The organism is Modestobacter caceresii (assembly GCF_000761485.1).
Lineage (GTDB): Bacteria > Actinomycetota > Actinomycetes > Mycobacteriales > Geodermatophilaceae > Modestobacter > Modestobacter caceresii.
Genome location: NZ_JPMX01000012.1, coordinates 31,773 through 50,605, shown reverse-complemented (window position 1 = coordinate 50,605; position 18,833 = coordinate 31,773). Strand labels below are relative to the sequence as shown.

18 protein-coding genes, 4 tRNA genes and 1 pseudogene are annotated in these 18,833 nt (G+C 74.6%); 11 read left to right on the top strand and 12 right to left on the bottom strand.

The window, feature by feature from the left end; genetic code table 11:
- The 3 genes and pseudogenes from IN07_RS25620 to pcaC form a co-directional block, all read left to right on the top strand.
- A pseudogene (locus IN07_RS25620) lies at nucleotides 1-249 on the top strand (hypothetical protein); the annotation flags it as partial.
- A complete protein-coding gene (pcaD, locus tag IN07_RS04270; protein WP_036333885.1) occupies nucleotides 246-1,022 on the top strand; it encodes a 3-oxoadipate enol-lactonase in 777 nt (258 codons plus the stop codon). The pseudogene IN07_RS25620 and the gene pcaD, both read left to right, overlap by 4 nt.
- Nucleotides 1,019-1,429: a 4-carboxymuconolactone decarboxylase gene (pcaC, locus tag IN07_RS04265; protein ID WP_081975176.1), complete on the top strand. Its 411-nt coding sequence runs from the start codon at nucleotides 1,019-1,021 to the stop codon at nucleotides 1,427-1,429. The genes pcaD and pcaC overlap by 4 nt, the downstream gene beginning before the upstream one ends.
- A 72-nt stretch (nucleotides 1,430-1,501) precedes the next feature.
- Here pcaC and IN07_RS04260 read toward each other — a convergent pair whose 3' ends face one another.
- Nucleotides 1,502-2,860, bottom strand: a complete 1,359-nt coding sequence (locus tag IN07_RS04260; RefSeq protein WP_156119031.1) for a hypothetical protein — start codon at nucleotides 2,858-2,860, stop codon at nucleotides 1,502-1,504.
- A 336-nt stretch (nucleotides 2,861-3,196) separates the two neighbouring features.
- Here IN07_RS04260 and IN07_RS04255 point away from each other — a divergent pair, with 336 nt between their 5' ends.
- Nucleotides 3,197-4,249 (top strand): glycosyltransferase family 4 protein, encoded by a 1,053-nt coding sequence (locus tag IN07_RS04255; protein ID WP_036333883.1) that lies wholly within the window; start codon nucleotides 3,197-3,199, stop codon nucleotides 4,247-4,249.
- A 9-nt stretch (nucleotides 4,250-4,258) separates the two neighbouring features.
- Here IN07_RS04255 and IN07_RS04250 read toward each other — a convergent pair whose 3' ends face one another.
- From IN07_RS04250 to IN07_RS04230, 5 genes are all read right to left on the bottom strand, one after another.
- Nucleotides 4,259-5,728, bottom strand: coding sequence for a sensor histidine kinase (locus IN07_RS04250; RefSeq protein ID WP_036333882.1), 1,470 nt, complete (start codon nucleotides 5,726-5,728; stop codon nucleotides 4,259-4,261).
- Nucleotides 5,729-5,744: 16 nt separating this feature from the next.
- A complete protein-coding gene (locus tag IN07_RS04245) occupies nucleotides 5,745-6,485 on the bottom strand; it encodes a response regulator transcription factor (protein ID WP_036333881.1) in 741 nt (246 codons plus the stop codon).
- A 111-nt stretch (nucleotides 6,486-6,596) separates the two neighbouring features.
- A tRNA-Phe gene (locus tag IN07_RS04240) sits at nucleotides 6,597-6,670 on the bottom strand.
- Between the two features lie 23 nt (nucleotides 6,671-6,693).
- Nucleotides 6,694-6,770: transfer RNA gene (locus IN07_RS04235), tRNA-Asp, on the bottom strand.
- A gap of 37 nt (nucleotides 6,771-6,807) precedes the next feature.
- Nucleotides 6,808-6,880: transfer RNA gene (locus IN07_RS04230), tRNA-Glu, on the bottom strand.
- Nucleotides 6,881-6,998: 118 nt separating this feature from the next.
- On the opposite strand from IN07_RS04230, the gene IN07_RS04225 reads away from it, so the two are divergent.
- Nucleotides 6,999-7,646: an AMIN-like domain-containing (lipo)protein gene (locus IN07_RS04225; protein ID WP_197058349.1), complete on the top strand. Its 648-nt coding sequence runs from the start codon at nucleotides 6,999-7,001 to the stop codon at nucleotides 7,644-7,646.
- 15 nt (nucleotides 7,647-7,661) lie between these two features.
- Here IN07_RS04225 and IN07_RS04220 read toward each other — a convergent pair whose 3' ends face one another.
- Together IN07_RS04220 and IN07_RS04215 are read right to left on the bottom strand one after the other, a co-directional pair.
- Nucleotides 7,662-7,979, bottom strand: a complete 318-nt coding sequence (locus tag IN07_RS04220) for a hypothetical protein (RefSeq protein WP_036333880.1) — start codon at nucleotides 7,977-7,979, stop codon at nucleotides 7,662-7,664.
- A gap of 76 nt (nucleotides 7,980-8,055) precedes the next feature.
- Entirely contained in the window at nucleotides 8,056-8,580 is a 525-nt protein-coding gene (locus IN07_RS04215) for a GtrA family protein (protein WP_081975175.1), read from the bottom strand.
- Between the two features lie 215 nt (nucleotides 8,581-8,795).
- Here IN07_RS04215 and IN07_RS04210 point away from each other — a divergent pair, with 215 nt between their 5' ends.
- The 3 genes from IN07_RS04210 (at nucleotide 8,796) to IN07_RS04200 (ending at nucleotide 10,806) form a co-directional block, all read left to right on the top strand.
- Entirely contained in the window at nucleotides 8,796-9,683 is an 888-nt protein-coding gene (locus IN07_RS04210; protein ID WP_036333901.1) for a Rieske 2Fe-2S domain-containing protein, read from the top strand.
- 35 nt (nucleotides 9,684-9,718) lie between these two features.
- On the top strand, nucleotides 9,719-10,558 hold the full coding sequence (locus IN07_RS04205; protein ID WP_156119030.1) for a hypothetical protein: 840 nt from the start codon (nucleotides 9,719-9,721) through the stop codon (nucleotides 10,556-10,558).
- A 175-nt stretch (nucleotides 10,559-10,733) separates the two neighbouring features.
- Nucleotides 10,734-10,806: transfer RNA gene (locus IN07_RS04200), tRNA-Lys, on the top strand.
- On the opposite strand, the gene IN07_RS26915 is transcribed toward IN07_RS04200, so the two are convergent.
- Both IN07_RS26915 and IN07_RS25615 read right to left on the bottom strand, forming a co-directional pair.
- A complete protein-coding gene (locus IN07_RS26915) occupies nucleotides 10,768-12,171 on the bottom strand; it encodes a glycosyltransferase family 87 protein (protein ID WP_081975178.1) in 1,404 nt (467 codons plus the stop codon). The two genes, IN07_RS04200 and IN07_RS26915, sit on opposite strands and share 39 nt — an antisense overlap.
- Before the next feature lie 149 nt (nucleotides 12,172-12,320).
- Nucleotides 12,321-13,403 (bottom strand): hypothetical protein, encoded by a 1,083-nt coding sequence (locus tag IN07_RS25615; protein WP_036333878.1) that lies wholly within the window; start codon nucleotides 13,401-13,403, stop codon nucleotides 12,321-12,323.
- 75 nt (nucleotides 13,404-13,478) lie between these two features.
- Here IN07_RS25615 and IN07_RS25610 point away from each other — a divergent pair, with 75 nt between their 5' ends.
- The gene (locus IN07_RS25610; protein ID WP_052090748.1) at nucleotides 13,479-13,847 is read left to right on the top strand and encodes a GtrA family protein; all 369 of its coding nucleotides are present in this window, start codon (nucleotides 13,479-13,481) and stop codon (nucleotides 13,845-13,847) included.
- Here the strand turns inward: IN07_RS25610 and IN07_RS04180 are convergent.
- Complete coding sequence (locus IN07_RS04180) at nucleotides 13,832-14,995, bottom strand: phosphatase PAP2 family protein (RefSeq protein ID WP_052090746.1); 1,164 nt, start codon at nucleotides 14,993-14,995, stop codon at nucleotides 13,832-13,834. The two genes, IN07_RS25610 and IN07_RS04180, sit on opposite strands and share 16 nt — an antisense overlap.
- Before the next feature lie 80 nt (nucleotides 14,996-15,075).
- Here IN07_RS04180 and IN07_RS04175 point away from each other — a divergent pair, with 80 nt between their 5' ends.
- Together IN07_RS04175 and pgsA are read left to right on the top strand one after the other, a co-directional pair.
- Nucleotides 15,076-16,590 carry a hypothetical protein gene (locus tag IN07_RS04175; protein WP_156119029.1) on the top strand — a complete coding sequence of 505 codons (1,515 nt, stop codon included), beginning with the start codon at nucleotides 15,076-15,078 and terminating at the stop codon, nucleotides 16,588-16,590.
- Nucleotides 16,587-17,177, top strand: a complete 591-nt coding sequence (pgsA, locus tag IN07_RS04170) for a CDP-diacylglycerol--glycerol-3-phosphate 3-phosphatidyltransferase (protein WP_081975171.1) — start codon at nucleotides 16,587-16,589, stop codon at nucleotides 17,175-17,177. The genes IN07_RS04175 and pgsA overlap by 4 nt, the downstream gene beginning before the upstream one ends.
- Nucleotides 17,178-17,213: 36 nt before the next feature.
- Here pgsA and IN07_RS04165 read toward each other — a convergent pair whose 3' ends face one another.
- The gene (locus tag IN07_RS04165) at nucleotides 17,214-18,740 is read right to left on the bottom strand and encodes a hypothetical protein (protein ID WP_036333876.1); all 1,527 of its coding nucleotides are present in this window, start codon (nucleotides 18,738-18,740) and stop codon (nucleotides 17,214-17,216) included.
- Between the last annotated feature and the right edge of the window lie 93 nt (nucleotides 18,741-18,833).

Below are 18,833 nucleotides of genomic sequence, written 5' to 3'. Positions count from 1 at the left end.
CTGGGCGCGGGCCCCGCGCACGACGCCGCGGCCGCCGCGGTCCGGGAGGCGGCCGCGGCCGGTCGCCCGCTGGCCGACCTCGTGGCCGAGCGCACCGACGTCGACGGCGCCGCGCTGGTCGCCGACGGCAGCCCGGACGTCGGTGAGGCCGGCGCCCAGGTGGACGCCGCCCTCGCCGCCCACACCATCGCGCTCCAGTCCGACCCCACCGCATCCGTCGTCACCGCAGGAGAAGGAGGACCGGCATGACCGCCGTCGAGGTGCACGCCGTCGTCGAGGGCCCGGCCGGTGCGCCGGTGCTGCTGCTGTCCAACTCCCTGGGCTCGGACCTGTCCATGTGGGACCCGCAGGTGCCGGCGCTGACCGAGCACTTCCGGGTGGTCCGGTACGACACCCGCGGGCACGGCCGCTCGCCGTCGGTGCCCGGGGAGGCCACGATCGACGACCTCGCCGACGACGTCGTCGCGCTGCTGGACCGGCTCGGGGTGGACCGGGCGCACGTCGCCGGCGTCTCCATCGGCGGGATGACCGGCCTGCGGCTGGCGGTGCGTGACCCGCAGCGGGTGCTGACCCTGGCGGTGCTGTGCAGCTCGGCGCACACCGGCAACCCGGACAGCTGGGCGGACCGGGCGCGCACCGTGCGCGCCGAGGGCACCGGGGCGATCGCCGAGCCGGTGGTCAGCCGGTGGCTCACCCCGCCGTACGCCGCCGCCCACCCCGACCTGGTCGCCCGGCTGCGGGCCATGATCACGGCTGCCGACGACGAGGGCTACGCCGGCTGCTGCGCCGCGATCGCGGGGATGGACCAGCGCCGCGACCTGCACCGGATCACCGCGCCGACGCTGGTGGTCTCCGGAGCCGAGGACCAGGCGGTGCCGCCGGAGCACCAGCAGCTGATCGCCGACGGCGTCCCCGGCGCCCGGTTGCTCACCCTCAGCCCGGCCGCGCACCTGGCCAACCTGGAACAGCCCGAGCAGGTCAGCCGGGCCCTCATCGCACACGCCATCGGAGGCACGCCGTGACCGGACCGACGGGACCGCTGGAGACCGACGAGCAGCGCCGCGCCGCGGGGATGCGGGTGCGCCGGGAGGTGCTCGGCGATGCCCACGTCGACCGGGCGGTCGCCGCGGTGACCCCGTTCACCGCCGACTTCCAGGACTTCATCACCCGCGTCGCCTGGGGCGACCTGTGGCAGCGGCCCGGTCTGGAGCGCCGCGAGCGCAGCATGCTGACCCTGGCCATCACCGCGGCGCTGCGGCAGTGGGACGAGTTCGCGCTGCACGTCAAGGCCGCGGTGCACAACGGGTTGACCGACGAGGAGATCGCCGAGGTGTGCCTGCACACCGCGGTCTACGCCGGGGTGCCGGCGGCCAACCACGCCCTGGCCGTCGCCAAGCCGATCCTGGCCGAGCTCCGCGCCCAGGGCTGAGGCCGCTCCCCGGCTGGGGCCGCTCCGGGGCTGGGGCCGCTCCGGGGCTGGGGCCGCTCGGGCCCGGGGCGGTCAGCCGGCGGGGACGGTGACCGGCACGGTCGCGCGACCGTCGCCGAGCTCGACGGTGGCGCCGTCGGGGAACGTCGCGGAGCCGGCGACGACGACGGTCCCCTCGGTGAAGTCGGCGGGCACGTCGAAGGCGGTGATCACCCGCGTCGGGGAGTCGTCCAGGTCCTGCGCCCGGAGCGTCGTCCCGTCCGGCAGGCGCAGCGACAGCAGCCCCGGTGGCACCGCACCGGGCGCGGAGTCCGGCAGCGCCATGGTGACGTCGAGCAGCAGCAGCGCGCGGCTCGGGCCGGCCGGTCGCTCGTCCCTGACGAACCACTCGAGCCGGCCGCCGCGCACCGCGATCGTGACCGGCAGGGACGCCGAGACCCGGCCGGGTGCGCTCAGCGTCGCCGGCAGCTGCCGGGAGGTGTCCACGTCGGCCTCTCGGGAGGTGCGGGCCAGCACCTGCAGGTTGTCCGGGCCGGGTGCCCCGGTGAGCAGGGACAGTCGCTGCTCGACCCCGGCGTCGGTGACCACCAGGTCGGCGACGGCGGTGTCGGTGGGCACCGACAGCAGCGCCTCGACCGTGGTCCCGGGGCCGGTCAGCGCCGGGGGTACGGGGACCGGCTGCCGGTCGCCGACCTGGTAGGTGATCGTGGGTGGGGTGGGGGAGCGACCCTCGCCCTGCTCGACCACGTACCGCACGGCGAGGAACTGCTCACCGTCGGCCGGCCGCAGGGCGGCGTCCCCGGTGCCCACCCGGTCGGGCTGCGCCAGGCCGGTGACGGTGACCGCCGCGGCCGGGCCGGAGAGCCGGGCCGGGCCCGCCGGCTCGCGGTAGGTGACGTCAGGGAACGGCCCCACCGCGGTGTGGCCGGGCAACGCCTGGGGCACGGCCGGCGCGGTCAGACCGCCGGTGCCCCGCGGGGGCTCGCCGCCGTCGGGCCGGCGGAGCAGCTCGCGATCGGTCAGCGGCTCCGGGGCGGGGTCGGCGGGCAGCGCGGCCACCGACAGCCGCACGTCGCCCCCGGCCGGCGTGCCGGTCAGCGGGAACCGGAGCCAGCTGGCGTCGTCCTGTCCATCGACGAAGAGGGCCGGGCCGCAGAGCAGGTCCGGGCGCACCTCGGAGCCGGCGGCGTCGGCCAGCTGGAACCAGCAGCGGCTCTGTGCGCTCTGGACCCCCTGCCGGGCCGCCACGTGGTCGGTGAAGACGCGGTCGGCCTCGGCGAGGACCGTGCCGGGGTCGGTGACGTAGCGGCCGCCGTAGGTGAACGGGTCCTCGCGCAGCAGCGCGAACAGGCCGGCGCCGACCAGCAGCACGACGAGCAGGGCAGCGCTGAGGATCGTCCCGACCGGCCGGGGACGGCGGCGTCCGGTCACCGGCGGCTCGGCGGCGGCCGGGTCGGACGCGGGGGGACCGGGGCGCTCCTCGCCGTCTCCGCCCACTCGTCCTCCGGCCTCTCGGTGTCCCACGGCGGCCCGGGGAGCGGCCGACCGGGAACGCTAACCGACCGGACGGGGCGACCGCACGCACCGCCACCGGAACGGGGAACGGGTCGGGTGGCCGCCGGTCACCCGGACGGAGGAGCGACGTCTTGCCTCTCGGTTCGGCGGCAGATACACCGGGTAGGGACGATCCGCTGACAGACCCCCACCCGTCGAGGAGCACCGCACCTGCCGCGTCGGAGTGCCCGACCGCAGGAGGCGTACGACCGCGTGACCGCAGTGCCCGAGGAGACGGCCCGCCCGCTGCGGGTGGCGACCGTGCCGTACGCCGGTGCGTACCTGGACGCCGTGCTGCCCGAGACCATCGTCCGCGTGGGACCGGCCGGCTCGCCCAGCCCGTGGTTGGACGTCCGTCACCTCACCGCGCACGTCGGCGAGGTCGACGTCCTGCACCTGCACGGCGGGTACGACCACCTGACCGTGGCCGAGATGGAGGCCTGGACGGCGGCGGTCCGGCGCACTGGCGTGCCGCTGGTCGTCACCGTGCACCACCTGGACGCCCTCGAGGGAGCCGACACCGGCACCCACCCCGAGTCCGCCCGCGCCCGGCACCGCGCGCACCTGCGGGCGCTGCTGGGCACCGCCGAGGTCGTGCTCACCCTGACCCGCGGCGCCGCCGACGAGATCGCCGACCGCTACGGCCGGACGGCGATCGTCGTCGCCCACCCCTCCCTGGCCGGCCCGACCCCGGACGTCGGGCGGGAGACCCGGCTGGTCGGGCTGCACCTGGGGCGGCTGGGCGCCGACGTGCCCGAGGCCGAGGAGCTGGTCCGGGCTGCGCTGTCCGGTGCGGTCTCCGGCGGCGGTCGGCTGCGGGTCGACGTGCACCCCGACGTCGACCTCGTCGCGGGGCTGCCGGGGCTGCTGGCGCTCGCCGACGCCGGTGAGCTGGAACTGGTGCGCAGCTGGCCCGACGACCCGGCCGCCTGGGTCCGCCACCTGCAGGAGCTGCACGTGTCGGTGCTGCCCCGCCGTACGGGCACCCACTCGGGCTGGGTGGAGCTGTGCCGGGACGCCGGCACCCGCGTCGTCGTGCCCGGCGGTGGCCAGCACGCCCAGCAGTGGTCCGACGTCGTCGTGTACGGCAACGACCCGCGCCAGGGCCTGGACGCCGCGTCGCTCAACTCGGCCGTGGTCGCGGCGCTCACCCGGCCGGCGCCGGCCCGGGTGGACCGTGCCTGGCGGGCCGAGCAGCGCGTCGCCGTGCAGCGGGTGCACGCCCAGGTGTACGAGCAGGTCGCCGCCGACGTCCCGGTGCGCTGAGGCGGCGGGTCAGCCGGCCTGGGTGGCGTGCGGCAACCGCACGGTGAACGCGGTGCGCCCCGGGGTGCTGGCCAGCTCCACGCTGCCGCCGTGCGCGGTGACGACGGCGTGCACGATCGCCAGCCCCAGCCCGGTGCTCCCGGCCGAGCGGGACCGGGAGGCGTCACCGCGGGCGAACCGCTCGAAGACGTGCCCCTGGAGCCCGGCGGGCACCCCCGGTCCGTCGTCGAGGACCTGCAGGACCGCCTTGTCCCCCTCGGTCCGCAATGAGGTGGTGACGGTCGTCCCCGCGGGCGTGTGGCTGCGGGCGTTGCCCAGCAGGTTGACCAGCACCTGGTGCAGTCGGGCGGCGTCGCCACGCACCACGACCGGGGTGTCGGGGAGGTCGAGCTGCCAGTGGTGGCCCGGGCCGGCGACGTGGGCGTCGCTGACCGCGTCGACGGCCAGGGCGGTGAGGTCGACCTCCTCGGAGGCGAGCTCCCGGCCGGCGTCGAGCCGGGCTAGCAGCAGCAGTTCCTCGACCAGGGCCGACATGCGCAGCGCCTCGGACTCCACCCGGTTCATCGCGTGGCCGACGTCCCCGGCGACCTCGCTGTGCTGCCGCCGGACCAGCTCGGCGTAGCCGCGGATGGAGGCCAGCGGGGTGCGCAGCTCGTGGCTGGCGTCGGCGACGAACTGCCGCACCCGGGTCTCGGACTCCTGGCGAGCGGCGAGCGAGCCCTCGACGTGGTCGAGCATCCGGTTCAGCGCCGCCCCGACCTGACCGACCTCGGTGCCCGGGTCGGTGTCCTCGGGCGCCATCCGCTCGGCCAGCTGCACCTCGCCGCTGGCCAGCGGCAGCTCGGAGACGCGGGTCGCCGTCGCCGCCACCCGGTCCAGCGGCGCCAGGGTACGGCGGATGACCAGCACGGCGGTGCCGGCGGCGGCGAGCAACGCGGCCAGCCCGGCCAGCAGCTCGACGGTGACCAGGTTGCGGACGGCGTCGGCGGCGCCGCTCAACGGCAGCCCGGTGACCAGTACGTCGTCGTCCGAGGTGGTCCTGGCGACCAGCCGGTACTCGCCGAGACCGCCGCCGAGGTCCCGGGTCACCGGCTCACCGTCGGTGGGCAGCCCGGCGAGGACGGACTCCTGCGCGTCGGTCAGCGTCAGGGGTTCGCCGAACTGGGGCACCACCCCGGACCTCCGGACGACCCCGTCGGTCACCTCGGCGACCAGGGTGCCCTCTCCCTGGCCGCGGGCGTCCAGGCCCTCGGGCCTGCCGCCGCCCTCGTCATCGTCCCGTCCGGGCCCTCGATCGGGGTCCTGCGCCCGGGCGGCCGCCGCCGCCAGTTGGGCATCCACCTGACCGCCCAGCTCCGAGCGCAGCGCGGTCACCGAGACGACGCCGACCAGGGTGAGCACCAGCACCAGCGGGACGACGAAGGCGACGAGCAGCCGGGTGCGCAGCGAGCGGCGGGACCGGGGGAGACCGGCGGTCACCGGGAGGGGGCAGACGTCATGCGGCGGGCTTGATCACGTACCCGGCGCCCCGGAGGGTGTGGATCATCGGCGGGCGGCCCGCGTCGATCTTGCGCCGCAGGTAGGAGATGTAGAGCTCGACGATGTTGCCCTGGCCGCCGAAGTCGTACTGCCAGACCCGGTCGAGGATCTGCGCCTTGGACAGCACCCGCTTGGGGTTGCGCATCAGGTAGCGCAGCAGCTCGAACTCGGTGGCGGTCAGCCGGACGTCCTCCCCGGCCCGGGTCACCTCGTGGCTCTCCTCGTCCAGGGTCAGGTCGCCGACGACCAGCAGGCCGTCGTCGGCCACGACCCGGCTGGTGCGGCGCAGCAGGCCGCGCAGCCGGGCGGCGACCTCCTCCAGGCTGAAGGGCTTGGTGACGTAGTCGTCCCCGCCGGCGGTGAGCCCGGCGATCCGGTCCTCCAGCGCGTCCTTGGCGGTCAGGAAGACCACCGGGACCAGCGGCGTGTCCGCGCGCAGCCGGCGCAGCACCTCCAGGCCGTCCATGTCGGGGAGCATGACGTCCAGGACGACGGCGTCCGGGTGGAACTCGCGGGCGTCGCGGACCGCGGCGGCGCCGTCGGGGGCGGTGCGCACGTCCCAGCCCTCGTAGCGCAGCGCCATGGACAGCAGTTCACAGATCGAGGGCTCGTCGTCGACGACCAGGACCCGCAGGGCGCTGCCGTCCGGCCGGGTGAGCTGGGCGCGGGAGCTGGACGCGGGGGAGGTGGTCGTCATGGTGTGACTGTGCGTCCTGGACCTGAGAGCTCCCTGTGCGCAGCGCAGGAACTCGCTGAACGTCTGCCCAGCGGCGAGGAGCGCGGCCGGGCAGACGGGGATGAGGTGAGGTGGGCAGGGGCGGGGTCGAACCGCCGACCTCTCACTTTTCAGGCGAGCGCTCGTACCAACTGAGCTACCTGCCCCTCCCGGTGTACTGGACACCGGGTGGCGACCCTGACGGGACTCGAACCCGCGACCTCCGCCGTGACAGGGCGGCGCGCTAACCAACTGCGCTACAGGGCCTTGCTGTGGTGCATGAACTGCTGTGCTGCATGGTGCGTGCCCCCAACGGGGTTCGAACCCGTGCTACCGCCTTGAAAGGGCGGCGTCCTGGACCGCTAGACGATGGGGGCTCGTGGTCGCTGGAGGCAGGGAGAACCATACATGGCCCCGGGCGGCTCCTCGCACCGGGGGGCCACCGGTGCGCGTGGCGTCCGTACCGGCAGGGTCCGCCGTGCCAGCATCCACCCCGTGCCGATCCGCCGTTCCGCTCGGGTGACCCGCTCCGCCGGGCTCGCCGTCGCCCTCCTGCTGGTGGCCGGTTGTGCCGCTCAGCCCGGCACCGACAGCACCGCGTCGACCGCTGACGCCTCGTTCAGCGCGGCACCGGAGACCGGGGGGACCACCGAGCCGACCCCGACCACGACCACGGCGGAGGCGGAGAGCCCGGCGCCGGAGTTCCCCGCGGACACCTCGGCCGACACCGCCGAGCCGGTCGACCCGGAGGGGCTCACGGTGACGGAGGTCCGCGCCGCCCCGCACGAGGGGTTCGAGCGGGTGGTCTTCGAGCTCGCCGGCAGCGGCACCCCCGGGTGGCGGGTCGAGTACGTCGACGCGCCGTCGTCCCAGGGGTCCGGGGACGCCGTCGCCGTCCCGGGGTCGGCGTTCCTCCAGGTGACGTTGCAGGGCACGAGCTACCCGTACGAGACCGGCGCCGAGGAGGTGGCCCGGGGACCGGTGTCGGTCTCCGGCACCGACACCGTGCAGGGCGTCGTCTACGACGCCACCTTCGAGGGCACCTCGGTCGCCTGGATCGGCACCAGCGCCGAGGTCCCTTTCCGGGTGTCCGCGCTGTCCGACCCCACCCGGCTGGTGGTCGAGGTCGCCGACGCCGGCTGAGCCCAGGGAGGCGGGTCAGCCCAGGGAGGCGCTGAGCTCCACCGAGCCGGAGTCCACCGTCGTGCAGGTCAGCGAGAGCGGCCCGGCGGAGACGCTCTCGCCCTCGGCGCAGGTGACGCTGGTGTCGCCGACGGTGACGGTCGCCCGGCCGTCCTCGGTGCCGCCGTAGGAGAGCTCGGTGCCCAGGATCGTGGCCTCGGCGCCGTCGCCGCTGAGCGTCGCGGTGCACTCGTTGCCCGAACAGGCGACGCTGTACGAGCTGCAGGCCGTGAGCGGGGCGAGCAGCAGCATCCCGGCGGCCGCCACGCGGGCGGATCGGGTCATGATCGACATGCCGGCAGCCTAGGGGCGGGACGCCGAGGCCCCGGTCAGCCGCAGCGGCGAGCCGCTGTGCTCGGTCGTGGGGAGCTCAGTCGCGGGGAGCGGGGGAGAACACCCAGCTCCGCAGGGCGACGAACCGGATCAGGCCGATCGCGCCGGTGACCGCGGCGATCAGGCTGAGCTGGACGACGGCGCCCACGTCGCCGGTCAGGGTGTGCAGGCCCGCCAGCGCGAGCGAGGTGGCGACCAGCCCGATGCCGGCCAGGCCACCGCCCTCCCACTGCGCGGTGAACCAGGAGACCCGGCCGCCGGCGTGGAAGGTCAGCCGGCGGTGCATCTCGTTGGCCAGCAGGGTGGAGGCGATCGCGCCGACCAGGTTGGCGGGCTGGGCGCCCAGGCCCTGCAAGCTGATGAACACCAGGGCGTAGAGCGCACTGGAGACCCCGCCGACGACGACGAAACGGGCGAACTGTGCCCCGGCGTCGTCCTGCTGCAGCCGCTCGCGCACCGCGCTCGACCGCTCCCGCACCCACGTCGGCGCGACCACGTCGTCGAACCCACCCGCGCGCACGCCGCAGACGGCGGTGCGGCGGAGCAGGGACGGGCAGGTCACGGGTCCTCCTCAGGGTGTGAGCACGGGTCCGTGCTCAGGCAGCAAGGTCATCCTGCGACAGCAACCAGTGGACCGCATGTGCATTCCCGCTGCGTTCCCGCAACACTCGTGACGTCGCTCACGCAGAGTGTCGGTACGTGCGTCGGCGTCCTGCTCGCGGCAGCGAGCCCGTCGACGGCGGGTTCCGGTCGGCTGCGCCGGGTATGGGCCGGTGCATGAGCCTGTTCGGTGTGCTGGACCGCCTGTCCGAGGTGTCGTCGTTCGACGCGAAGCTGGAGTCCGCCCGGACGGCGGTGAACAAGGTGCTGCGCCCGCAGGCGTTCCGCGACCTGCTGCACGGCACGTGGCTGGGCCATCCGCTGCACCCGATCCTGGCGATGGTGCCGGTGGGCACCTGGCTGTCGGCCGGGATCCTGGACCTCATGCCCCCGGCCCGCCCGGCCGCCACCGCGCTGATCGGCACCGGCGTGGCGGCCAGCCTGCCCGCGGCGATGGCCGGCGCGGCCGACTGGTCGGAGCAGGACGACGCCGTCCGGCGGCTGGGCGCCATCCACGCCGCCGCCAACGTCGCCGCGTTGGGGCTGTACGTCGGCTCGCTGGTCGCCCGCGGCAAGGGCAACGGCGCGCTCGGGCGGGTGCTGGCCTACAGCGGCCTCGGCCTGGCCAGCGGGTCGGCGGCCATCGGCGGCCACATGTCCTACGCGCAGTCCTCGGGTGCGAACCACGCCGTCACCGACGCCCGGCAGCTGACCACCGACTGGATCGACCTCGGCCCGCTCGACGACCTGCCGGAGGGGCGGCCCGCGCTGCGCACGGGCGAGGGCCGGGGCACGCCCGTGGCGCTGGCCGTGGTGCGCCGGGGCGCCCGCGTCGACGCCTTCATCAACTCCTGCGCGCATGTGGGTGGGCCGCTGGCCGAGGGCGCCGTGGAGCAGGTGCGCGGGTCGGACTGCATCGTGTGCCCGTGGCACGGCTCGGCCTTCGACCTGGAGAGCGGCGAGCCGCGCCGGGGTCCGACGGCGTCGGCCCAGGAGCGGCTCGAGGTCAAGTACGAGGCCGGCCGGGTGCTCGGCAAGCTGCCCAACCGGCACGTCTCGAAGTGACCATCGGCGGCTGAGGCCGCCCTACGCTCGGCCACGTGCGGACGGTGCGCGCCCCGGTCCTCGCGCTGCTGCTCGCCGGCTGCGCGGCGGGGAGTCCGCCGTCTGCCGCGCCGGCTGCTCCCTCTGTGACGGTGCTGCCGGACGTCCCCGGGATGGCGGGGGAGGCGCTGCGTCACCGCTCCGACGAGGCGATCGGCGGGCAGGTCCAGGTGCACCTCACCAACACCGGGACGACGCCGTTCACCGTGACCGAGGTGGCCCTGGACTCCCCGGGCTTCCAGCCACTGCCGGCCCGTCCGGTGGACGCGGAGTACGCCCCCGGGCGGACGATCGACCTGACGACGCCGTACGGACCCGTGGACTGTGCGGTGACGCCCGGCCCGGCTGCGGCCCGGCTGACCGTCGTCCGGGCCGGTGGGACCGCCGAGGCGGTGCGGGTCCCGCTGGCCGGCGGGACGCTCGCGCAGGTGCACGCCGAGGAGTGCGCGGTCGCCGCGGTCGCCGCGGTGGTGGGAGTCGCCGTCGAGGGGCTGACCGAGGCGGGGGAGGCGGTCACCGGCGAACTCGTGCTGGCCAGGCGCACGGGCGACGAGCCGGTGGAGGTCGCCGCGCTGGGGCGCAGTGTCGTGCTGGAGCCCGCACTGGACGCCGAGCTGCCCGTCACGCTGGCCCCAGGTCGTGACCGGCTGCGGCTGCCGGTGAGCTTCCGCCCGACGACCTGCGAGCCGCACGTGCTGGCCGAGACCAAGCAGCCGTTCGCGTTCCCGCTCCGGCTGACCGTCGGCGATGGTGACGAGGTGACGGTCGACCTGACGCTGGGCGACGCCCAGGAGGCGCTGCTGCAGGAGCTGCTCGGCCGGGTCTGCACCGGCTGACCGGGATTGGCCGGCCGGTGCGGCGGGCACCGGAGCACGATGTTCCTCTTCTTCACCAACCGGCTGGGTTGCCTGGGTTCCCTGCTGGTCAGCCTCGTGCTCACCGGACTCCTCTTCCTGCTGTTCACCCTGCTCTGACCGGCCCGGGCAGGCGTTCTGGGAGACTCGCCCCGCCGGGCCTCTAGCTCAACTGGCAGAGCAGCGGACTTTTAATCCGCGGGTTGTGGGTTCGATCCCCACGGGGCCCACCTCGCTGGCCGCGCGTGTCGCCGTCGGGCAGGACCACCGTCGTCCCGCGGTCGAGTCAACGGTTGGCTGTCGACCTGGTCGACGGTGTCGGGCGGGTGCGCCGCGACCCCCCGGGCTCCGGACGGGGAGAGGCGGGGCCAGCGGGACGGCGCGGCCGTGTCCGAACGATGCGCGGCCACGGCGCAGGCGCCAAGCAGCAGCAGCCAGCCCGCGAGGGGCAGCAGGCGCAGGAACGTGTCGGGCACGCCGGTCAGGCCCTCCACGTGCCAGGCGTCGTTGGTCGCGAACAGGTAGACCCCTGCCCACGCCGGCCAGGTGCGCACCAGGCTGTCGCGCCGCACCACGGTCACCAGCAGCGGCAGCAGGTAGATGCTGTAGTTGGCCCACGAGAAGGACGACGCCAGCAGCGTGCCGAGCATCAGCAGCGGCACGACCTCCAGCGGGGCCTGCGGGCGGGACCGCCGGCGCCACGCCACCCAGCAGGCCAAGCCGAACGCTGCCACCCGCAGCCCCAGGTCCAGCGCCGGCGGCAACCCCAGCTGTACGGCGGCACCGTGCAGGGAGCGGTTGAACGGGGCCAGCTCGGGACGGTTGCCCCCGGCCAGCAGCGGCAGGACGTCGCTGAAGAACACGGCGCGGTCCGGCACGGTCAGCACCCCGACAGCGGTGAGCACCACTCCGCTGGTGGCGGCTGCGAGCAGTGCCCGTCCCCGCCCCAGGAGGACGAGGGCGATCACGACCGGGGCCAGGGTGGGCTTGACCGCGCACACGGCGCCGAGCAGGGCGCCGGCTGCGATGTCTCGGCGGGCCACGAGCAGTGCGATGACGCCGGCCTCGGCGAGCAGGAGGACGGTGTCGACGTTGCCCTGGTCCAGCAACCCGATCAGCGGCCGGCTGTTGGCGAGGACCAGCAACGCCCCGGGCAGGACAGGGGACGTCGCACGGATGCCGACCAAGCGCAGCAGCAGCACCGTCGCGGCGGCCACGGCGGCCAGGCCGACCAGCACGACGACGACCAGCGCACCACGGAACGGCAGCAGGCCCAGCGGCGCGAAGAGCCAGCCGGCCAACGGGGGGTAGATGAACTCCAGGCGGGCGTCGTACAGCGGTCCGCCGGCGGCCAGGCTGGCGCCGCTGCGCCACAGGATCGCCAGGTCCGAGGCGGTCCCCGTGGACGAGCGCACCGCCAGGTGCAGCAGGGAGCCCACGGCCAGCGGCCACAGCACGACACGGACTGCCTGCCCCCACGCCACGCGTCTCGGGCGTCCGGCCGGGTCGGGGCCCCCCAGCGGGGTGCGGCGATCGACGTCGGCGTCCGCCGGCACCGACGTGCCGGTACTGGCGGCCCACGTCGTCCGCTGCATCGTCGCCTCCCTCCAGCCAGAACGACAGGGCCCCTGCGGCAGCGCGAGGCCAGCCCGGGAGTGCCCAGAAGCTCCTGCGTGAACCGCCCGGGGGCGACCGAGGTCCGCGTGGGCTGGAGCCGGACGGCACGCCGGGCATGCCGCAGCTGCTAGTGGCGATCCGTGGCGACGGGGAAGACCCACCGGCGCCCCGGCCACTCGGAGACGCACCAGAGCTCTTCCCCGGGGCGGGACCAGGCCAGGTCCTCCGGCCCGCTCGGCAACACCCCCCGGTTGCGGTGCCAGGTGCCCGGGGCGCCGACGTACAGGTCCCCGGCGGACCCCCTGCCATTGCTCGCTGTGACGAACCAGGTGGACCCGTGCACGGCCACCCCCTGCATGCGGCGCGGTTGGTCCTCGTGGACCTCGAGCGGAACGCACAGGCCGTGGCCGTCGACGGCCGGAAGCCCCGTCCGGGGGTCGAGGGGGTAGCGCGCGAGCCGGGGCTGTCGATCGTCCTTGGCTCGGTACTCCCCGACGGCGAGCGTCGGGCGCCCCTCCAGTTCCCCGGTGGACAGGAACGAGTAGCGCAGTCGACGCGGTCCCGCGCGCAGCGGGACGCGAAACGCCATGAGCTGGGGGAGCACGTGGTCATACCCCCGGGAACCGGAGCCGCCGACGGCGGATCGCCGCAGCGCGTCGATCCCGGTGGGCGACGCATCGCCCGCCGTCCCGGTGAGCCGACGAGGGACCGCCATGAGGTCCCCGAGGCGGAAGACCCGCACCCCGAAGAGGGTGTCGGCGACCAGGAGGAGGTCACCGTGGACGGCGATGCCCCCGGCGTGCACGGGAACTGTGCCCATGGTCAGGACCCCGAGACGCCGGTGCGGCGCGACCAGCAGGACGTGCCCGTAACGGGGACCATCCGGGTGCGCCCGGTCGACGACCGAGATCCGGGAGCCCGGTGTGCGGAGCAGCCGGCCGCGCTTGGCGTACCAGCTCACAAGCAGCACCGTGCCGGACCGGGTGCTCGCCACACCCTGTGGCCACCACCCGGGGTCACTACGGTCCAGTTCGTCCCAGGTGAAGCCGTCACCCGCGGCCTCGCCCGGGACGAGGCACTGTTCGCCGGCGCGGTCGAGGTCGTCGAGGACGCCGTCGAGCCCGAGCCTCTGCAGTCGCGCGCTCAACCGGTCGACGAGGTCGGCCCGCGGCCGTGTCGCCTTCAGTGCGAACGGCGGTGCAGCGCGCATGCGGTGCATTCTCAACCGGCCCGTGCCGGTCGGCGTTCCGAGCAGGCGACGCGCACTCGGCACGAGTCCCCTCGGGTGGGCAGCCGGCCCCGCAACGCCTTGGCGCACCAACGCGGGAACGCTCTGCTCGACGACCAGCCGCTGGTCGCCAAGACGATCTCTCTCGTCGCGGGCACCACCGTCGCCTATGTCGGCAACCGGTTCTGGACCTACGGGGACCGGCCCCGTGGCCGACTCGGGCGGGAGTACTCGCTGTACATGGCGCTCAGCGCAGTCGCCCTCGTGATCTCGCTCGTCTGTCTGGCGGTCTCGCGCTGCGTCCTCGACCTCAGGAGCCCGGTCGCCGACAACGTCGCGGCCAACGTGGTGGGCCTCGCACTCGGCAGCCTCTTCCGCTTCCTGACCTACCGGCGGTACGTGTTCCCGGCTCAGCCCGCGACCTGATCGGCGTCGGTGCGGGAAGCCGGACCGCCCCCGGCCGTCAGCGGGGACGGAGCCGCCTGCGGGCGGCGTCGGAGGCTGCGTCGCCGCTCGCGTGCCCCGGCCACGCCGGATTCGTCCGGCCCGGGCACGGGTTCCCGCCGGCCCCGGAACTGACCCGTGCCCCATGCGGCGAGCAGGACCGAGATGGCGCCGATCGCCAGCCCGGCGACGTCGTCGAGGAGGTAGTGCCAGCCGAAGTAGATCGTCGCGACGACGGTCAGCCCGAAGAAACCCCAGAGCGCCGCGCGCACCGCGATCGAGCCGAGCGCGAACTGCCCGATGAGGGCGGCAGTGAAGATGATCGACACGTGCAGCGATGCGAAGGCGGCGATGCTGTTGAGTCGCTCGGTCCCCTGTGGGTCGCCGAGGACGATCAGGCGGGACAGCAGCAAGCTGTCCTGGAGTCGGGACACGCCGGTCTCGGGGAGGTCTGAGAACAGCTCCGGTTCCGCGTAGATCGGGCCTCTCGACGGCAGGACGTAGTAGCTGGCGGTACCGAGCGCCCAGTTGAGGCACAGCGCCGTGACGTACCAGCTGGCGTGCCCGGCCCGACCCCGCAGCACGAGGGCGAGCCCCAGGGAGGCCGGCACGAACATCAGGAACGCCAGGTAGAACCACGACAGGACGTGCGCGGCGACCCCGGTGCCGAGCAGGTCGTGCAGCACCTCAGCGGGTGCGACCCCTCCCGTGAGTGCCCGGTCGGTCCCCGCCAGCTCGTCGTCGACCAGGCCGGTTCGGAAGAGGGGCAGGTAGTGCTTGAGGTTCCGGTAGGCGACGTAGGTGACGTAGAAGGCCGCGAGCCCGACCAGGACCGGACGGAGCCGGCGCCAGGGCCAGCGTTCGCGAACGACGCTGAGGACCTCTGCCGGAACCGCTCTCGGTGAGCGGACGCGCACCAGGACCCGCGTCAGCACGTCGAGCGCGAGCAGCAGCACCGCGATCAACGGCAGCCGCACGTAGGTCGGGCCGAGGAACCCGTCCGGGTCGCGCAGCGGCAGACCGAGGACCACGGCGCAGACGACGGCCACGGCACCCGTGAGCAGGGCGACGGCGACGGCCATGCCGTAGGCGTGGCGGTCGCGAGGTCCACGGGCGGCGGGTTCGTCCATACGCGGCTATCTTCTCTGAATCGTCGGCCAGCACACGTCGACGTTCGAATCGCCTTCGAGGCCGCCCGAAACGGAGCGCTGTGAGGACGGTCAGTCTACCGGTCGAGGAAATCGCGCCACCTCGCCCACACGCTGGCCGGTGGTCGCCGGGCCCCGGCTGGGCCGTCGTCGGACTCTCCGCGGCCGTCCACCTGGCCCTGTGCTGGCTCTTCCGGGGCTTCCTGACCGACGACGCCTGGATCTCGGTCCGATATGCGGAGAACCTCGCGGCCGGCGAGGGATTCGTGTGGAACCCGGGCGGCCCGCGCGTCGAGGGCTTCAGCAACCCGTTGCTCGTCGCCGTGGAGGCGCTGGCCTCGTGGGCCGGCTGGTCCGCACCCGGGGCGGCGCGCCTCCTGGGCGTGGCGGCCGGCCTCGCCTGCGTGGTGCTCGTCTACGCCGCGGGCCGCCCCGTCGTGGGGGAGACCGCGGCCCGGATCGGGTCGGTGCTGACCGCCTGCAGCGCGCCCTTCGCCCTGTGGGCGGTCGGCGGCCTGGAGACACTGCTGGTGGCATTCGCCCTCACCGCGGGCACCCTCGAGGTCGCCCGACGGGACGGCGGCAGGGTCCTGCGCGCCGCCGCGGCGTTCGCCGTGCTGCCCTGGCTGCGCCCGGAGGGTCTCGCCGTTGCGGCTGCCGTGGTGGCGCTCGGCGAGGTCCCGGGCCTCTTCCGGGCGGCGACGCGCCGGCGCGCGTTCCGACGTGCCCTGCTGCTCGGGGGCATCCCGCTCGGCTCGCAGATCGCGCTCGAGGCCGTCCGGCTCGGGATCTACGGGCACCTGCTCCCCAACTCGGTGCTCTACAAGTCCGGCGCCGGCGACGGTTTCACCGTGCTGGACAAGTTCCTCGACCAGGCCCTGCTGCCGACGGTGCTGGCGGCGGTCGGTGTGCTGCTCCTGACCGGCAGGGCGCGCCTCCTCGCCGTTCCGCCGCTCGTCTACGGGCTGGGGTCCATTGGCACCCTCGACAGCGCGAACGCCTACAGCCGGTTCTTCATGCCGGTCTGGCCCCTGATCGCGCTGCTGGCGGCGGTCGTCGTCGGGTACGGCGTCACGGCCCTCGCCCGGCGCCGCCGCACGGTGAGCGCCGCCGCACTGGTCGTCGTCGCCGCCCTCCTGGTGCTGGCACTGCCTCCCGGCGACGTCCGGAGCGTGCACGCCATGCAGGACCGGTACACCGACTGCAGGGTCGGCGCCCGGGAGTCGGCCATCGACTGGTTGCTGACGACGCCGCCGGACACGTCCTTCGCCATCTCCGACGCCGGCCTGGTGCCGGCCCGCGCCGGGGGGCGGTTCGTCATCGACGACTTCTTCCTCAACGAGCCGCTCATCCAGGAGACCGGCCGGATCCCGTTCCGCGAGCGGGCAGACCTCGTGCACGGCCGCGCCCCGGACGTCCTCGTGCTCGCGAGCCGGGACGCCAGCCGGTTCGTCGGCTCCTACCCGACCGAGCAGGCGATCCACGACCACCCGGACATGGCGGAATACCGCCTCGCACACGTGGCGGTCGGGCAGGGTGCCTCCTGCCGGTACCACCTCATGGTGTTCCAGCGATGACCAGCGGGATGTGGACGCTGCCCAACGCCCTCACCGGACTCCGCCTGCTCGCCGTGCCGGTCTTCGGCGCGGTTCTGGTCGTGTCGGGAGACACCCCCCGGGGCCGGTGGATCGCACTTGCCCTGTTCATCGCTGCGTCGCTCACCGACGTCGCGGACGGCTGGCTCGCGCGGCGTCGTGACCAGTGCACCGACTTCGGCGCCCTCCTCGACCCGATCGCCGACAAGGCCTTGATCGCCACGGCGCTGGTGTGCATGTCCGCCCGCGGCCTCGTCCCCTGGTGGGCGACCGTGCTGATCCTCGCCCGCGAGGCGGCCGTCACGGTCCTGCGACTGGCGGTCCTGCACCACGGTGTCATCCCGGCGAGCCGCGGCGGCAAGGCGAAGACGGCAGCGCAGACGACGCTGATCGTGCTCGCCCTGGCGGCACCCGGGTGGACGGAGGTCCTGACGGCCGTGGTGGTGACGACCGTCCTCTGGACGGTGGTCACCGGCCTGGACTACGGAGTGAAGGCAGCGGCGCTGACCCGGGCCCGGCCTCCTTCCCCGCAGCCGTCGGCGGCCCCTGGGCGGCAGGTGCCCCGCTGACCGCCGCCTCTGGCGCGGACGGAGATCACAGGCTCGTCAGCAGGGCGGTGGTGGCGCCAGCTCCCGGGTCAGATCCGCACGCAACCACACCCGGTAGCCGCAGATCTCGGCGACGACCTGATAGCGCTCGTGCAGCAGGTCCCGCAGCCGCGACCCCTCGTCGATGCCCCACGCGTTCAGGCCGTTGATCTGGACGACCCACGACGGCGCATCGGGCCCCGCCAGGGTGGCCCGCAGCCGGGTCTGTCCGGGATCGAGCGTGCGCATCGCCGCGCTCCACAGGTGCGGGTACGACGACGGCATGTCCGCGGTCTCCAGGACGGAGGGGAGGCCGTATGCCACGAAGCCCGTGTCGCTCGCCGCCTTCGAGTCGGCCAGCCACTCGCCGGTCCGCTGGCTGGACCAGGCCGACGGGACGGTGGCGTAGATCACGTTCGAGGCCAGGGTGCCGACGAGAGCGGCGGCCGCGACCAGCCTGCAGCAGCCCCGCATCCAGGCGCCGGCGCGGGAGACGGACGGAGCGAGCGCGCCGGCGGCGAGGACGGCCGCCGGCGCGAGTTGCAGCAGGTAGGGCGGCCAGTACGCGCCACCCGACGCGATGCCCACGATCCCGAACACGAGGAGCAGGGTGATGACCTTCCCCTCGGCCGACCCCTGCCGCAGGCCGCGGTGCGCGGTGAGGAGCCAGATGACCACGACCGGCAGGAGGCCCGTGATCGACCCCAGGACCAGCAACATCCCCGCCCTGCGGATGTTGTCGTCCGGACTCGTCGACCAGAGGACGTCGAACGCGGCACCACGGGAACCGACGAGGTCGTGCCATGCGTCGGCCGGCGGGACCTGGGCCGCCGCCAGCCACAGCACGACCAGCGCACAGGGCAGCAGTGCACCGAGGAGGCCCCCGGCCCCGACGAGAAGAGCGCGGCGACGGGCGGCGCCCTGACTCCACCACCCGAGGACGACCAGGCCGGCGAGGAGGAGTAGGCCCTCCAGCAGACTCTGCTTGACCAGCGGTGCGGCCGCGGCGGCCGCGCCGGCGGCGACGGCGCACCCGAAGCGGCCCGTGGTGGAGTCGGCGCTCCATGCGGACAGGGCCAGCGCGAACCCCACCATCACGAGCGCAGCCCCGAACAGCTCGCCGTCCGCCTGCTCCGCCGCCAGCGCCGGAGAGCACATGATCCCGGCGGCCACCACGGCGGCCCACCGCCCGCCGACCGGGCCTGCCAGCAGCGTGCCCGCACGCCAGCCGGCGAGGACGAACAGGAGGACGAACGGGATGGCGAGGACACGGATGGCCTGATCCCATTCGGTGAGCGACGCGACCCTGAAGATCAGCATGAGCAGCGGCGGGCGATCGACGAAGTAGTCGCCGTAGAGGAACTCACCGCCCGCGTGCCACTGCCGCGCCGCCAGCAGGTAGCCGCCCTCGTCGTTCCGCAGCGGCCTCAGCACGTATGTCGCGCGGACGAGCACCACGACCAGGCAGATCGGGACGAGGAACCGCCGGGCAGAGCTGCTGGGGGAGCGGGCGGGCTCGAGGTCCCGGACCGCACGCGAGGCCACGCCCCATTCAACCGCGACCCACCGTGCCTCGACGCCCGCGCCGGCCACCGCCCCGGCCGCGGCAGACCCGGTGCGGCAGTTCGCCGGAGTCCT